Raw genomic sequence first — 14636 nt, forward strand, 5'->3', positions numbered from 1 at the left:
GGCGGTAAAATAGATAGCGGTGGATCAACTGAACGCACCCGCGTCACTGCCGGGAACGGCCAACTGGTCAATCCGCTATTTTAGCAAAACGGCCCCGCCACGACGCGAAAACAAGAACAATATGCCTTTTTTCCCTCAGCCCGGATGAGATGCAAGCCATGAAACAGCTGGTGCTCGATTTAGGCGCGGCCGAACCGGCGCAGAGCCTCGACACCTTCCAGATAGGAGCGAATGCCGAAATGGCGCACCTGATGCACCAGTTCGCGCAACGCGCCTCGCGTGAGCATTTCTGCTATCTCTGGGCCGAAACCGGCGCCGGCAAGACCCACATCCTGCACGGCCTGGCCGCCACGCCCGGCTCGCGCTATATCGCCTTCGACGCCGATGCCGAGCAGTTCACCTACACGCCGGACACCAGCCTCTACCTGGTGGACGACATCGACCGCCTGACGCCGGAACGCCAGATCGACGCCTTCGCCCTGTTCAACCAGGTGCGCGAGCACCGCGCCTACATGGTCTGCGCGGGCCCGGTGCCGCCGGCCGTGCTGCCGGTGCGCGAAGACCTGCGTACCCGCATGGGCTGGGGCCTGGTGTACCAGATCCACGGCCTGTCGGACGACGAGAAGATCGCCGCCCTCACCCAGGCCGCCGAGGCGCGCGGTTTGACGCTGTCGGCGAGCGTGTTACCCTATTTGCTGTCCCATTTCAAGCGCGACATGCGCTCCCTGTCGACCATGCTGGACGCCCTCGACCAGTATTCGCTCGAGACCCAGCGCCCGGTCACGCTGCCCCTGCTGCGTGACCTGCTGCTGCAGGGAAACCCGCAAAACGAATCCAAAGAATGAGCAACCTCGCGCTGTTTGACCTCGACCATACCCTGCTGCCGCTCGACTCCGACTTCGAGTGGGGCCAGTTCCTGGTACGGAACAAGGTGGTCGACTGCGACGCCTACCAGCGCCGCAACGAAGAATTCTTCAACCAGTACCAGGCCGGCACCCTCGACCCGGTCGAATACCTCGAGTTCGCCCTCGGCACCCTGGCCGGTTTCGACCCGGCACGCCTGGCGGACCTGCACGCGCAGTACATGCGCGAAGTGATCGAGCCGGCGATCCATCCCAAGGCTCTGGAACTGCTGCAGCGCCACCGCGACGCCGGCGACCTGGTGGCCATCATCACCGCCACCAACGGCTGGCTGACGGCGCCGATCGCGCGGGCACTCGATGTCGAGCACCTGATCGCGGCGCGCCCGCACCTGGACGAACGCGGCCATCCCACCGGCAAGCTGCTCGGCACCCCGACCCAGGGCCACGGCAAGGTCACCCACATGCACGCCTGGCTGGAGAGCCTGGGCAAGCCCTTCGACGGCTTCGAGCGCAGTTATTTCTACAGCGACTCGCACAACGACATCCCGCTGCTGTCCGTCGTTTCGCACCCGGTGGCGACCAACCCGAGCGCCAAACTGGCCCAACACGCAAGCGCCCATGGCTGGCCTTTACTCCATCTGTTCAATGATTAAAAAATTCATCCGCAAGATCCTTGGCGTGAAAGACCAGCGCGATCCCACCCAGCCCGTGATCCTCGGCCCGGCCGAGCATGGCATCGACCCGAAACTGCTGTCGCCGAACGCGGTGCGCGTCACCCAGACCCTGCAGGAAGCCGGCTTCAAAGCCTTCGTGGTCGGCGGCGCCGTGCGCGACCTGCTGCTGGGCGTGAAGCCGAAGGACTTCGACATCGCCACCGACGCCACCCCGGAAGAGGTGAAGAAGCTGTTCCGGCGCGCCTTCATCATCGGCCGCCGTTTCCAGATCGTGCACGTGATGTTCGGCCAGGAGTTGCTGGAGGTGACCACCTTCCGCGGCAACGCCAGGACCGACGCGCCGAAGGACGAGCACGGCCGCGTCCTGCGCGACAATAACTTCGGTCCCCAGCACGAAGACGCCGAGCGCCGCGACTTCACCATCAACGCCATGTACTACGACCCGGCGACCCAGTCGGTGCTCGACTACCACGGCGGCATCCAGGACATCCGCGACAAGGTTCTGCGCATCATCGGCCAGCCGGAAGCGCGCTACCGCGAAGACCCGGTGCGCATGCTGCGCGTGGTGCGCTTTGCCGCCAAGCTGCAGTTCACGATCGAGCCCGCCACCCGCGCGCCGATCCCGGTGATGGCGCCGCTCATCAACAACGTGCCGGCCGCGCGCGTGTTCGACGAGATGCTGAAACTCCTGCAGTCCGGCCACTCGCTGGCCTGCCTGAAGGAGCTGCGCGCCTCCGGCCTGCATCACGGCCTGCTGCCGCTGCTGGATGTGGTGCTGGAACAGCCGATCGGCATGAAGTTCGTGACCCTGGCGCTGGAATCGACCGACGCCCGCGTTCGTGCCGGCAAGGGCGTCTCGGCCGGTTTCCTGTTCGCTTCCCTGCTGTGGCACCAGGTGCTGGAAAAGTGGAACGCCTACCGCGCCGCCGGCGAATCGGCGATCCCGGCCCTGCACCTGGCCGCCGACGATGTGCTGGACAACCAGACCGACAGCCTGGCCCTGCAGCGCCGCATCGCCACCGACATGCGCGACATCTGGGCGATGCAGCCGCGCTTCGAACGCCGCACCGGCAAGGCGCCCTACAAGCTGCTCGAACACCCGCGCTTCCGCGCCGGCTTCGACTTCCTGCTGCTGCGCTGCGAATCGGGCGAGCTCGATGCGGAGCTGGGCAACTGGTGGGCCACCTTCTATGCCGGCGACATCGCCGAGCGCGAGCGCCTGATCAACTCGGCCCGCGAACCGCTGGGCGGCGAGAAGAAGAAGCGCCCGCGCCGCCGCGGCCCGCGCAAGACCGGTGACGGCGACTCTGCAGTCCAGTTCGACGCCGGTGCGCAGGCCGCATCGGGACCGGACGGCGAATGAGTTCCTGGATCGGCATCGGCGCCAACCTGGGCGATGCCAGTGCAAACGTCCTCGACGCGCTGGAGCGCCTGGCCTGGGTGCCGGGCGTGCGCCTGCTGCGCGCCTCGTCGCTGTACCGCACCGCGCCCATCGATTCCTCGGGCGCCGATTACGTCAACGCGGTGGCGGAAGTCGACACATCGCTGAGCGCCCGCGCATTGCTGGCCGCCCTGCACGGCATCGAACAGGCCCACGGCCGCGAACGCCCCTACCGCAACGCCCCGCGCACCCTCGATCTCGACCTGCTGCTGTACGACGACGAGGTCATCGCTGATGCGCCTTCCCTGCTGGTGCCCCACCCGCGCATGCACGAGCGCGCCTTCGTGCTGGCACCGCTGGCCGAGCTGGCGCCCGGGCTCTTGATTCCCGGCCGCGGCCGCGTGGCGGACCTGCTGCCAGGCGTGGCCGACCAGGCCATCGAAAAGATCCGCTGACCAGCACTAGCCGCCGATATTGCGGAAGGGATCGAGCGCCAGGTCGATCAGCCTGCGCTCGCGCACGACGATCTCGGCCACGGCCGTCATCCCGTAGCGCAAGGGATAGACTGTGTCGCCCACGGTGTAGTGATCCTGGTCCAGCGCCACCCGGCCTTCGTAGACCGGCTGTTTGCTCTGCTGGGAAGGCTTGGTCGCCGGGGCGATGAATTGCAGGGTCCCGTGGATCAGGCCATAGCGCTGGTAGGGAAACGCATTGAATTTCAATTGCACCGGCAGCCCTTCGCGCAGGAAGCCGCGGTCGTGCTCGGCGATTTCGACCTTCAGGATCGGCCTTGCATTCTTCGGCGCGATGCCGCCCAGTGGAGAATTGGCCTGGATCTTGTCGCCGGGCTGGGTCGAGGTGACGTCGGTGATCACGCCGTCGACAGGCGCGACGATGAGCAGGAAGTTCTCCTTGTCGATATTCTCGAACTTGATGCGGGCGGCGGCGTCGGCCACCAGGCGTGCCGTCTGCACCTGCAGGCGCATCTTGTCCTCGGCATTGTCCATCTCGCGCTCCGCCGCTTCCAGTTGCAGGCGCAGCTTGGACAATTCCTGGCCGCTCGTTTCGAGCTCCGAGCGCGCCTGGGTCGCTTCGACGCCTTGCCTCGCGCCCAGCTCGGCAATGCGCGACTGCGCCACGCGCACCGCATTATCGGCCGCCAGCAAGGCGTTTTTCTTGCTTTCGACCTGCAACTGCGACACGCCGCCGCCGCCCGGCATCGCGAACAGGCGCGCGTACTTGTCGGCTTCGTCCTTCGCCGCATCGCGCGCACGCCGGGCCTCGTCGAGGTTGGCGCGTGCTTCCTGCTGCTGGGCAGCCTGGCCCTGCGACAGCCTGCTGGTGCCCTGGGCGAGGCGCTGCTGGTGCTGGCGTTCTTCGACCGCGACGGCCTCCTTCAGGGCGGCGACACGGTGTTCCATCAGCGCTTTCTTTTCAGGAAACTCCTTCCAGTCGCGTTCAGCGTCCTCGAGCTTCAAACGCGCTTCCAGCGCATTCTTCGCGGCCTCGATGGCGCCGCGTGCGTACAGCCGCGCGACGACGTCGCCCTTGTTCACCGGCTGGCCCTCGGCGATGTAGATATTGCTCAGTTCTCCATCGATGGGCGCATACAGGCGCCGCACCTCGGACGCGGGCCCGAGCGCGCCCCCGGCCGTCACCAGGACGTCGGCATGGCCGAAGAAGGACCAGACCAGCGCCGTCAACACCAGCGCGACCATGGCGTAGACCAGGGCCTGCGTGAAGCGCCACGGCACCGCGGTGAGGATGCCGATGCCTTCGGCGCTATGGTCCTCGAGCGCCTGGCTCAGCGGCGCCATCGGCTTCGGCTTCAGGCTTGGCAGCTTCATGGTTGGCCTCCTGCAATGCGAGCTTGCGGATATCGCTGAGCGCGGCGGCATAGGCGTCACGGTATGCAGGCACGTGGGCGGACATGAGCGCAAAGGCGCGCTGGTGGGCGTCGCCCTGGTCTTCCCACTGCCTGAGGAACTGGCGGATCCGCGCCGCATCCGCCTCGTCGCGTACCGGCGCCTGGGCGCCGCCCCGCGCCGCCGTGAAAGCGCGCAGCTGGCCGATCCAGTCGAGCTCCGCCAACAGCGGTAAGAGCTCGGGATTGCGGCGGCCATGCCGGCGCATGTCGGCAAGCTGGGCCGTCGCGCGCTGGAACTGGCCTTTGTCGATCGCCGCCATCCACGGCGGCAATCCGGCCTTGATCTGGGCTTCGGTGTCGAGTGCGCGCAGGCGGGCGTTGTCCGGATCCTCGTCCAGCGCCGCCGCGGCGACGGCCGCCGCCCGTACGTAATTGCCGCCGGCCAGCAGCTCAGCGGTCTCGCTTTCGGCACCGCCGCCACGCACCAGCATCCATCCGAGCAGGACGACCGGCGCCAGCGCGGCAATGCGCCACCTTACCGGCACCTGGGCCGCCATCGCCCTCAGCCGGCCACGACCGGCGGGCCGAGGGTCGGGCGCCGGACCGTCCGCCGCAGCGGCGGCGGCCCGCTCATCCTGCACGGGAGCGGGCTCGACGCAGAAGATGTCCAGGAAGGAATCCGCAGCCTCGACGAAAGTCGTCCGGTCCGCATCCGCCGCCACGGGCACCTGGGTCACGCCGATGCGCGTGGGCGCTGCGTCGGGCAGGGATGCATCCCATTGCATGGAGACGCGATAGACGAAGTGCCGGCCGCCGAACGCGAGCGTATCGCCTTCGTGCAGCGGCACCGCCTGTTCCTCGATGCGGCTGGCGTTGACGAAAGTGCCGTTGGTGCTGCCCAGGTCTTCGATGAAGGGTTCCCCGCCCTTGAGGAAAATGTGCGCATGGCGGCGCGACAGATAATTCACCTGCGCCGGCTCGCTGTCGCGGTAGCGCGCGAAGGTATCTTCCGCCTTGCCGATCAGGAAAGGAAACTCCGTGACGACGATGGTCTGCAGCGCCGAATCATCATGGCCGGGCGCCAGGGTCAGGCTGGCCAGGCGCGCGCGTGGCGATGCCGCCGGCCCCTGCTCCAGGCATACGCGGAACTTCAGCACCTTGCCGAGTCCCAGCACGTCGCCGCTGTGCAGGGTGGCGATCGCCGTCCTGACCGGCACGCCGTTGACGCTGGTGCCGTTCGTGCTGCCGAGATCCGCAAGGTAGACCGTGTCGTGTTCGCAAAAGAGGCGGGCATGGCGGCGCGACAGTTCGGAGGCGAGCTCGGGCGGATAGGCATCGAACGGCGCTTCCGCGCGGCCGATCGCGAACAGGCTGTCGTGGATCCGGATCGGCGCCAGCTCCGGATGCGAAACAGGTTCGAGCACGATCCGCACCGCCGTTCCCGTCGCGGAGCGGGCAGCGGCGATCGTGAGATCGGGCATCATGGCCTTGGGCCCCGTTCAGTTGCGCGCCGCACTGCGCACATCCACCGCCGGCCAGCCGCCGCCCAGCGCCTTGTACAGGGTCACGGTGTCGGACAGGATCTGCTGGTGATTGGCCAGCAGTGCCAGCTGCGCCCCCAGCAGGGAGCGCTCGGCTTCGAACACATCCAGCTGCGATACCACGCCCTCTTTCAACTGGGCTTCCACCTGCGCGGCGACGATGCCCAGGCGTTCCGCCTGCTGCTGCAGCTCGTCCCGCTGGCGCCGGTGCGCATCGAGATTGACGAGGGCGTTCTCGACTTCCTCGAACGCGTCCATTACGACCTTCCGGTACTGCTGCTCGGCCACCTCGTTGTTGGCCTGGCTCGTTTTCAGGTGCGCCTTGACGGCGGGGTCGAAGATCGGGAAATTGATGCTCGGGAGCAGGCCAAAGGTAAACGACTTGAGCAGCGAGCCGAGCGCGAAGCTGGACGTGCCGCCACGGCCGGTCAGGCTGATGGACGGCAGCTGGGCCAGCTTGGCCTGGCCGACCAGGTCGTAGGATTCGAGCACGCGGTATTCGGCAGCCACGATGTCGGGACGGCGCTTGAGCAGTTCCGACGGCAGGCCCTCGGGTACGGCGGGCAGATGCACCCGCTCCTGCAGCGAGCCGGTGGGCAGGCTGAAGTTCCCGGCCGGTACGCCGAGCAGGGTTGCCAGCGCATTACCGGACAGCGCGCGCAGGCGGCCGAGCTCGATCAAGTCATTGTTCAGGCGGTTGATCTCCGCGCGCTGCTGCAGCACGCGCGTCAGCGGCAGCAGGCCCTGCTGCTGCATCGCTTCGTAGGTCGCCAGGATCTGCCTGTTCTTTTCCAGGGTCCTGCCCTGCTGGGCCAGCTGTTCGTCGAACTGCAGGATCTGGAAATACGTCGTCGCCACCTCCGATGCCAGCGTCAGGTAGCCCGCGCGCCAGTCGGCCTCGGTGGCGCGGAATTCCGCGGTCTGCGCATCGGCCCCCTTGGCCACCTTGCCCCAGATGTCGACGTCCCAGTTGACCTGCGTGCCGAGACTGTACTGCTTGGTGAACTTCTGGCCGGTACTCTTTTCGAAGCTGGCACCGGCGCCGGCGTCCAGCGTGGGCAGGGCCCCGGCCCGCGCCTCGTCGATCTGCGCGCCGGCGACCCTGGTGCGCGCCGCCAGGATCTTGAGATCGACGTTGTCGCGCACCGCGCGCTCGACCAGCCGGTCCAGGTCCGGGTCGCGGAAGCCCTTCCACCAGTCCTGTTCGATCATTGCCGCCGGTGCCACCGGCAGGGCCCGGCCACTTGCCCAGGCCGTCTTGGCCGGGCTGTCCGGGCGCTGGTAGGGCTTCATGCTGACGTCGGCGCAACCACACAGGAGCACGGCCGCGATGCCGGCCGTGGCGGCCGCTACCGGGTGGATCCTGTTGCAGGGCAATAGCGTCCTCATGGCTCACCTCGTCTGCCATGCCTTCGAGTCGACGAATACCTTGAACAGGCGTCCGTCCAGGTGGCCCGCGCGGCACTCTTCGTCGATCAGGTCGAGCGCACGCTCGGCCGGAACCGCCTGCTTGTACGGCCGATCGCGTGCCGTCAGCGCGTCGTAGATGTCGCTGATCGTCAGGATGCGCGTCTGCAGGCTGATCTCCGCACCGCGCAGCCCCATCGGATAGCCGGTTCCGTCGAGCTTTTCGTGGTGGCCATGGGCGATCGCCGGCACGCCTGCCAGCTCGCGCGTCCAGGGAATCAGGATCAGGAAGGAATACGAGTCGGCCACGTGGGCTTCGATCTGCCGCCGCTCATCCGGGGTGAGGCAACCCTTGCCGATGCTGAGCGCGGCGAATTCCGCGTCGTCGAGCAGACGGAAGGACGGATCGCCGGTGCCCGCGCACACATGGTCGCGGATCGCACCCAGCCCCTCCGGCACCGTTGAGTGCGAGACCGATGGTTCGTTGGCCCGTATGATCAGCGCGAGGAACTCGTCGAGGCGCTCGTCCTCCTCGGCCAGCTGCGCCACGATGCGCTCGCGCTCGCGGCGCAGGTCGGCCGCGCCCAGTTCGCCGCTCAGCTGCCGCTCCGTCAGGCTGCGCCAGGCATGGCGTTCGAGGCAGGCGCGGGCATAACGGAAGCGCTGTTCCAGCAGGCGCATGTCGGCGTGGTGCAGTTTCTTTTCCTTGCGCAGCACGTGTTCGCGCACCCCGACCTTGCCGAAATCGTGCAGGAGCGCGGCATAGCGGATCTCGCGCAGCTGGGCCGGCGTGAAAGCGGCGCCGCGCAGTTCCGGATCGTTGGCATGCTCCAGCGCCACGGCCAGGTTTTCGGCGTAGCCGGCGACCCGGAACGAATGCCCGGCCGTGACCGGATCGCGCTCCTCGATCGCCTGTACCGACGCGCACACGAAGCCGTCGAGCAGGCCCTTGATATCGGAATACAGCTGGAAGTTTTTCAGGGTAACCGCGGTCTCCGCGCAGACGCCGCTGAGGATCTCCAGGTCGGCTTCCTGGAACGCATGCGGATCGGACGAGGTGTCGACCTGGATCAGGCCGAGGACTTCGTCACCCAGGATCAGCGGCGCACACATCACGCTCAGGATCGCCTGGGCAATGATCGACTCGTGCGCGCCATAGTGGCGGTCCGCGAGCGTATCGACGGACAGGATCGCCCGCTTGCGGCCCAGCACTTCGTCGACGATGGTACGCGAGATCCTTATCTGGGCGGGATCTTCCACGATCCCGCCGCGGCGGCGCGCGGCGACCGGCTGCGGCGGGTCGCGTTCGCTGCCGCGCAGCATGATGAAGGCGCGCTCGGCCAGCGGGAACAGGTCGAAGATGAAATTCATCAGCTTTTCGATCAGCGTGTCCTGGTCGGTGACGACACCCAGGGCGATACCGACCTGGGCCATCGCATGCAGCCGGTGCACCGTGTTCTCGAGATCGCCGCGGCCGGCGCTGCTGGTATCCACCACGGGCGCGAACTGCGTGGCGTCCACCGAACGCGTGATCACCGCGGATGCGGCGCCGCGCTCGGGCAGCAGCAGGGAGTGGAACACGAGGTGGGCGGACGCCAGCGCCAGTTCGTCGCCTTCGGCCAGCACGCGCCAGGCGCCGGGCGCGAGGCGCTCGCCGGACACGAAGGTACCGTTGCGCGAATGCAGATCCTCGACGAAATAACTGGCGCCGCGGCGCCGGATGCGCGCATGCCGCCGGCTGACCGTCTGTTCGGGGATGCAGACGTACCTGTCGGAGGCCAGCGCATCCTGCGGGTTGCGCCCGACCACCGCCTCCTCATGCAGCGGGAACACGGCCGGCTTGCCGGGCTCCGCTCCCATCCATTCCAGGTAAGCCCGGACCGGGCCGCTCGATGCGGAAAATGGCGTGTTCGGTTCCATGTGACTGCTTCATCTGACCGTGATCGTGATCTTTTTGGAGACCACCGGCGGCGTGTGGACCATGTGGTTTTCGTCGCCCATCACCAGTTGCAGCGTATGCTTCCCCGGCGGCAGTTCGAGCATCGTCTCGGTCTCGCCCGCGCCGAAATGCAGGTGGTTGCGGTCCGACGGGATCTGCTGCCCGGCCGCCGGCGGATCGGCATCGACCAGCAGGTGATGGTGCCCGGTGTTCTTGAACGCCACGCCCTTCGGCGCGACGCCCATGTTGCGCAGCCCGAACCATACGCGGAAAGGCTTGCCGGCCGGGAGCACCGCGCCATCGGACGGCCAGCCGATGTAGCAGTAGGCATTGCTCGGCGCGTCGGTCGAACCGGCCGGCGCGCTGGCCAGGATGGCCGCCACGGCGACGGCGACGGGGAACAGGTTGCGCATGGTGGTCTCCAGCGGCTTCGGCAGCTATCGCACGGTGATGGTGATCTTCTTGGACATGATGGGCGGTGCGTGCGGGATGTGGTCCTTGTCGCCCAGCAGCAATTGCAAGGTATGCGTCCCGGGCGGCAGCTCGACACGGGCTTCGGTTTCGCCGGCGCCGAAATGCAGGTGGTTGCGATCGTTCGGGATCGGTTCCGTCATCGGCGGCAGGTCGGTATCGATCAGCAGGTGATGGTGGCCGGTGTGCGTCACCGCGGTTCCCTTGGGTGCGACACCCATGTTACGCAGGCCCATGCGCACCCAGAACTTGCCGCCGTTGATGACCGTGCCGTCGTGCGGCCAGATGAAATACACCTGGGCATTTTCCGGAGCGGGAGTCGGGGTGGCGGCAGCGGTGGTGCCGGCATGCAGGGTCGCCGCCAGCAATAAAGGAAATACCAAAGGAAAGCGCATGATCGATAGCTCCCGAAAAGGGCTGACTGAGGTGCGCGTCAATACTTCTAAATCTGGCACACTCTGGGTCAGATCGCAAGGTACTTCTGTCGAACACAGGCCAACGGAGCGCGCTCATGTGGCAAACACCCTGGAAGGTTTGCGTACTGGCCGGGCTGGCCTGGGCATGCAATGCTGCTGCCCAAGACCATTTGCCGCGGATCCAGCTCGCAGGTGTCGTTCCCAAGAACAGCGCCGAGCAGTTCGAACTGGCGTTCTGGAACTCGGTCAAGGACAGCAACCAGATCAGCGATTACGAGGCCTATCTGAAGGCCTATCCGAAAGGGAAGTTCGTGGCGCTCGCGCAGGCGCGGATCGCCACCCTGCGCGCGGCGCAGGCGCATGTGGCGGGATCCGCCTCGCCTCCGCCGAGTCCGAAACAGGCGCCCGCCAAGGCGCCGGACACGGCCGTACGGCCGCCGCCCGCCAAGGCCGTGCCGGCGGCACCTGCCGCCGCCCCCGCCGCCGGTGCCGCCGCATCCGGCACCGAGATCAAGGATTGCGCAGCCTGTCCCGTGCTCGTGTCCCTGCCCGGCGGCACCTTCTCCATGGGGAACAACACGAGCGACCCCAGCGAAAAACCGGCGCACCAGGTCACCATCGATGCGCCGTTCGCGATCGGACGCTATGAAGTCTCGGTACAGCAATGGAGTGCCTGCGCCGCCGCCGGCGCTTGCCCGAAGATCGCCGTGCCGGTCGGCGCAAGCCCGAACGCACCGATGCGCGATGTCAGCTGGGACGATGCCCAGCAGTACGTCAAGTGGCTCGGCGCCATCAGCGGCAAGCCTTATCGCCTGCCCACCGAGGCGGAATGGGAATTCGCTGCCCGCGGCGGCACCACGACCCGCTACTGGTGGGGTGAGCAAATGGCGCAAGGCAAGGCCAATTGCAAGGAATGTGGAAAGCCATGGACCGAGGATGCGCCGGCGAATGTCGGCAGTTTCGCTGCCAACCCCTATGGACTGTACGACACCAGCGGCGGCGTGTGGGAGTGGGTCGCCGACTGCTGGCACAACAACTACAAGGGCGCCCCGGCCAACGCCCGCGCCTGGGACGAACCGGATTGCCGCGTACGCGTCATCCGTGGCGGATCGTGGCGCGAAGGCGCCTCGTACATGGTCACCTCCACGCGCTTCAAGTACGACGCCAGCGTGCGTCATTCGCAGAACGGCTTCCGGGTTGCGCGCAGCCTCAAATGATGCGCGGCCTGCACGGCTAGGGCTTGCGCGGACGGGTATGGATCGGCAGGAACTCGACCGCGATCTTGCCGGCGCCGCTGTGCGCCCGGATCTGCTCCAGGCGCCTGGCGGCATCGGCCAGGTAGGCGGCGGCGGGCTCGGACACGGGCCGGGGCGCATCGAACAGCACCGTCGGCGTCGTCACCAGTACCACCAGTTCCGCGCCGAAGGGCTTGCCGATCCCCCATTCACCCAGGCTGCCGACCGTCGCCGTGTAGTTCGGCGGCGCCCGGTTGTCATGCGCGCGCACATTCGGCAGCAGGTGGGTGACGCTGCCATCGAGCGAATAATAGTCGACCGTGATGAAGGACTCGGCCGCCGGGGTGGTCACGTCGACCATCAGCGAATCGCCTTCGGTTAGCACGGCATCCGGCCCGTGCCCGGCACCGGCAAGACGGATGGCGGCGCCGCCGCCGGCCTGGCGATAGGCCGACCAGTATGGTCCGAGCGTCGAGATCACGCCACACCTGGCCTGGTCCACCAGCCTGACGTCGAGATTCACGCTCGATACGCCCGGCACCGCGGCAAGCTCGTCCTTCAAGCCGGCCTGCCCCGGCGGTGTCGACAGGTAGCCATGTACCGTCACCGCATGGCCATCGACGGCGCCCACCAGTGCCGCGCAGGGGATCTTCCCCAGCGTCGAGGCAATCGCGGCTGCCGTCGGCGCAGGTACAGGCGTCGGTGCGGGTGCGGCTGGCGTCGGCGCGGGTAGGGCCGCGGGCGGCGCAGCCTGTTCCTGGGCCGTCGCCGGCGGCGGTGCCGCGGCAGTCGCCTGCGTGCGTGGCTTCGCGCCCAGGTAGTGCCAGCCGACTGCGCCCAGCGCGGCGATCGCAAGGATGCCCGCCGCCACCCCGGCCGCCAGGCCGTAACGCTGTACCGATGCGCCGGTGCCGAAATCGTGCAGGAAGCGCTCGACCGTGGGTGTGCGCGTATTGCGCTCCAGGGCCAGGCCGCACTTCAGTGCATGCCAGGGTCCGCGCGCCAATCCGGCCGGCCGCTGCGGTTTCATGCCGGCGCCGCGCGCCTGCAGGGCGGAGACGCCGTTGAACGGGTGGTGGCCCGTCAGCAACTCGTAGGCGATGCAGGCCAGCGCATAGATATCGTCGCGCGGATCGGGGTCGAGGTGCTCCAGCATCTCGGGACTCGCGTAGGCCGGCGTGAGGGCGCCCAGGCTGCCGGGATCGAATACCGTGACATCGACATCCTCTTCGGTTTTCTGGAACACGCGCGCGATCCCGAAATCGATGACCTTGACGTTGCCCGACTCGGTCAGGAACACATTGCCGGGCTTGAAGTCGCAATGGACAAAGCCGCGCCCGTGCGCGTAGGCCAGCGCATTGCCCATGCCAGTCACGATGCGCAGCACGTCCGCGTATGGCATGCCGGCGAAGCCCGGCGCACGCAGCACCTGGCTGAGGGCCTTGCCCTTCAGGTATTCCATGGTCAGGTAGACCATCGGACCGTCGCGGTCGAAATCGTAGACCGACACGATGTTCGGATGCGCCAGCGCCTGTGCCTTGCGTGCCTCGCGCTGCAGGGCGATCAGGGACTTCGGGTGGCCACGGAACTGGACGTTCAATACCTTGATGGCGATATAGGGCTTGCGATCCGATGCCTCCAGCTTGCGAAGGTCGAGCGCCTTGTACACGGTTCCCATTCCACCGAAGCCGATGCACTCCTCCAGCACGAAGCGGTTGTTCAGCGTATCGCCGACGCCTTTCATGCGTTCGGGCTCGGGATCGACATCGCTGTCGTATTCGCGCGAGGGCGGTAGAGGGTCGCGCATGGTGTACGCGCCGGGCCGGGTCTGGACAAAGGTGTCGTCGCCCCCCTTGTGCTGGCGCGCGACGATCAGGCGCTCGATGCGGTGCTGGATTTCCGTATAGACATCGCCCGGCAGCGGCTTGCGCGCATGCTCTTCGCTCAGGACCTCGAGCAGGCGGCCCACGCTCTCGGGCGCACTCTCGAGCACGCGATCGACCTCGGCAAAGAATTCGGCACGCGGCAAGGTGCCGGACTGCAGTTGCCGGATCGCGTGAGCGAGGCTATCCATGGTTGTGTTTGTTAGATCCCGGGGCGTTTATTGAGACTAGCATGAAAGCCCGGATGATCAAGCCCTGTCGCACGCCGGGATGTGGGTTCGCGCCGAACAGGCCCATAAAAGTGTTGGGTCCGGGCCATCACCGGCGATGCCTGCGGCCGCTTCCTCCGATGCCGTGAACGGCTGAGAATAAAAACAAAAACTCATTTAATTTCAATGGCTTGCGTTTGAGTTGGTGACGCTCGAACGAAGCGCGGCTTCAAGTTCGCATCGCCCTCGTACTCCTTCGGCGACATCACTTATGCGCCGACGTCCAACTCGTCGATCAACGCCGCCCAAACCCTGGGCCAGGTCCAGAACGTGATGACCGCCACCGCCAACGGCTCGGCCTTCGTCGACGGCGTGCACGTCGACAACGACGTCTCGCAAAACGGCCAGAACACCATCGTGCGCCGCTGATCCCTTTTATCCCATCCCATCATTCCATCRTCGAGGAGCATTGCCATGAAAACCCTGACCATCAAAGACCTGGACCGTACCGAACAACTGGACCGCGCAGCCATGCGCACCGTGCGCGGCGGCTGGAGCATGTTCTCGCCGTCGKWCAAGACCGGCGACATCACCTACGCACCGAGCTACGACTCGTCGATCAACGCCGCACAGAACCTGGGCCAGATGCAGAACGTGATGACGGCCACCGCCAACGACTCGGCCTTCCTGGGCGGCGTCAGCGTGGACAGCAAGGTCCACCAGAACGGCCAGAACAAGATCGTCGGCTGA

The 14636-nt window shown here is 66.8% G+C and carries 13 protein-coding genes; 6 read left to right on the forward strand and 7 right to left on the reverse strand.

What is annotated here, in order from left to right:
* The first annotated feature begins 158 nt into the window (after nt 1–158).
* Genes hda through folK form a run of 4 tightly spaced genes read left to right on the forward strand, consistent with a single transcriptional unit; the run spans nt 159 to nt 3373 of the window.
* Nucleotides 159–845 carry a DnaA regulatory inactivator Hda gene (gene hda / locus AC1DIX_RS20645; RefSeq protein WP_477254068.1) on the forward strand — a complete coding sequence of 229 codons (687 nt, stop codon included), beginning with the start codon at nt 159–161 and terminating at the stop codon, nt 843–845.
* Entirely contained in the window at nt 842–1516 is a 675-nt protein-coding gene (locus AC1DIX_RS20650; RefSeq protein ID WP_477326987.1) for a histidinol-phosphatase, read from the forward strand. Before hda ends, AC1DIX_RS20650 begins: the two co-directional genes overlap by 4 nt.
* On the forward strand, nt 1509–2900 hold the full coding sequence (gene pcnB, locus AC1DIX_RS20655; RefSeq protein WP_442124262.1) for a polynucleotide adenylyltransferase PcnB: 1392 nt from the start codon (nt 1509–1511) through the stop codon (nt 2898–2900). Before AC1DIX_RS20650 ends, pcnB begins: the two co-directional genes overlap by 8 nt.
* Nucleotides 2897–3373 carry a 2-amino-4-hydroxy-6-hydroxymethyldihydropteridine diphosphokinase gene (folK, locus tag AC1DIX_RS20660; protein WP_442124261.1) on the forward strand — a complete coding sequence of 159 codons (477 nt, stop codon included), beginning with the start codon at nt 2897–2899 and terminating at the stop codon, nt 3371–3373. Before pcnB ends, folK begins: the two co-directional genes overlap by 4 nt.
* Before the next feature lie 6 nt (nt 3374–3379).
* On the opposite strand, the gene AC1DIX_RS20665 is transcribed toward folK, so the two are convergent.
* From AC1DIX_RS20665 to AC1DIX_RS20690, 6 genes are read right to left on the reverse strand one after another with little or no spacing between them, the layout of a single operon-like run.
* Nucleotides 3380–4765 (reverse strand): beta-barrel domain-containing protein, encoded by a 1386-nt coding sequence (locus AC1DIX_RS20665; RefSeq protein ID WP_477326989.1) that lies wholly within the window; start codon nt 4763–4765, stop codon nt 3380–3382.
* On the reverse strand, nt 4701–6269 hold the full coding sequence (locus AC1DIX_RS20670) for an FHA domain-containing protein (RefSeq protein WP_477326991.1): 1569 nt from the start codon (nt 6267–6269) through the stop codon (nt 4701–4703). The genes AC1DIX_RS20665 and AC1DIX_RS20670 overlap by 65 nt, the downstream gene beginning before the upstream one ends.
* Nucleotides 6270–6284: 15 nt before the next feature.
* Entirely contained in the window at nt 6285–7715 is a 1431-nt protein-coding gene (locus tag AC1DIX_RS20675; RefSeq protein WP_477326993.1) for an efflux transporter outer membrane subunit, read from the reverse strand.
* Nucleotides 7716–7718: 3 nt separating this feature from the next.
* Nucleotides 7719–9653, reverse strand: coding sequence for an HD domain-containing phosphohydrolase (locus tag AC1DIX_RS20680; protein ID WP_477326995.1), 1935 nt, complete (start codon nt 9651–9653; stop codon nt 7719–7721).
* Nucleotides 9654–9662: 9 nt separating this feature from the next.
* Nucleotides 9663–10085, reverse strand: coding sequence for a DUF4399 domain-containing protein (locus AC1DIX_RS20685; RefSeq protein WP_477326997.1), 423 nt, complete (start codon nt 10083–10085; stop codon nt 9663–9665).
* A gap of 24 nt (nt 10086–10109) precedes the next feature.
* Nucleotides 10110–10538, reverse strand: a complete 429-nt coding sequence (locus AC1DIX_RS20690) for a DUF4399 domain-containing protein (RefSeq protein WP_477254060.1) — start codon at nt 10536–10538, stop codon at nt 10110–10112.
* A gap of 116 nt (nt 10539–10654) precedes the next feature.
* Between AC1DIX_RS20690 and AC1DIX_RS20695 the strand changes: the two genes are divergently transcribed.
* Complete coding sequence (locus AC1DIX_RS20695) at nt 10655–11776, forward strand: formylglycine-generating enzyme family protein (protein ID WP_477326999.1); 1122 nt, start codon at nt 10655–10657, stop codon at nt 11774–11776.
* A 16-nt stretch (nt 11777–11792) separates the two neighbouring features.
* On the opposite strand, the gene AC1DIX_RS20700 is transcribed toward AC1DIX_RS20695, so the two are convergent.
* On the reverse strand, nt 11793–13868 hold the full coding sequence (locus tag AC1DIX_RS20700) for a serine/threonine protein kinase (protein WP_477327001.1): 2076 nt from the start codon (nt 13866–13868) through the stop codon (nt 11793–11795).
* A 492-nt stretch (nt 13869–14360) separates the two neighbouring features.
* Between AC1DIX_RS20700 and AC1DIX_RS20705 the strand changes: the two genes are divergently transcribed.
* Nucleotides 14361–14636 (forward strand): hypothetical protein, encoded by a 276-nt coding sequence (locus AC1DIX_RS20705; RefSeq protein WP_477327003.1) that lies wholly within the window; start codon nt 14361–14363, stop codon nt 14634–14636.

The organism is Massilia sp. 05N420 (genome assembly GCF_056397205.1).

Coding starts and splice junctions, on each gene's coding strand:
- hda (WP_477254068.1), top strand. CDS start 159: ATGAAACAGCTGGTGCTCGATTTAGGCGCGGCCGAACCGGCGCAGAGC.
- AC1DIX_RS20650 (WP_477326987.1), top strand. CDS start 842: ATGAGCAACCTCGCGCTGTTTGACCTCGACCATACCCTGCTGCCGCTC.
- pcnB (WP_442124262.1), top strand. CDS start 1,509: ATGATTAAAAAATTCATCCGCAAGATCCTTGGCGTGAAAGACCAGCGC.
- folK (WP_442124261.1), top strand. CDS start 2,897: ATGAGTTCCTGGATCGGCATCGGCGCCAACCTGGGCGATGCCAGTGCA.
- AC1DIX_RS20665 (WP_477326989.1), bottom strand. CDS start 4,765: ATGAAGCTGCCAAGCCTGAAGCCGAAGCCGATGGCGCCGCTGAGCCAG.
- AC1DIX_RS20670 (WP_477326991.1), bottom strand. CDS start 6,269: ATGATGCCCGATCTCACGATCGCCGCTGCCCGCTCCGCGACGGGAACG.
- AC1DIX_RS20675 (WP_477326993.1), bottom strand. CDS start 7,715: ATGAGGACGCTATTGCCCTGCAACAGGATCCACCCGGTAGCGGCCGCC.
- AC1DIX_RS20680 (WP_477326995.1), bottom strand. CDS start 9,653: ATGGAACCGAACACGCCATTTTCCGCATCGAGCGGCCCGGTCCGGGCT.
- AC1DIX_RS20685 (WP_477326997.1), bottom strand. CDS start 10,085: ATGCGCAACCTGTTCCCCGTCGCCGTCGCCGTGGCGGCCATCCTGGCC.
- AC1DIX_RS20690 (WP_477254060.1), bottom strand. CDS start 10,538: ATGCGCTTTCCTTTGGTATTTCCTTTATTGCTGGCGGCGACCCTGCAT.
- AC1DIX_RS20695 (WP_477326999.1), top strand. CDS start 10,655: ATGTGGCAAACACCCTGGAAGGTTTGCGTACTGGCCGGGCTGGCCTGG.
- AC1DIX_RS20700 (WP_477327001.1), bottom strand. CDS start 13,868: ATGGATAGCCTCGCTCACGCGATCCGGCAACTGCAGTCCGGCACCTTG.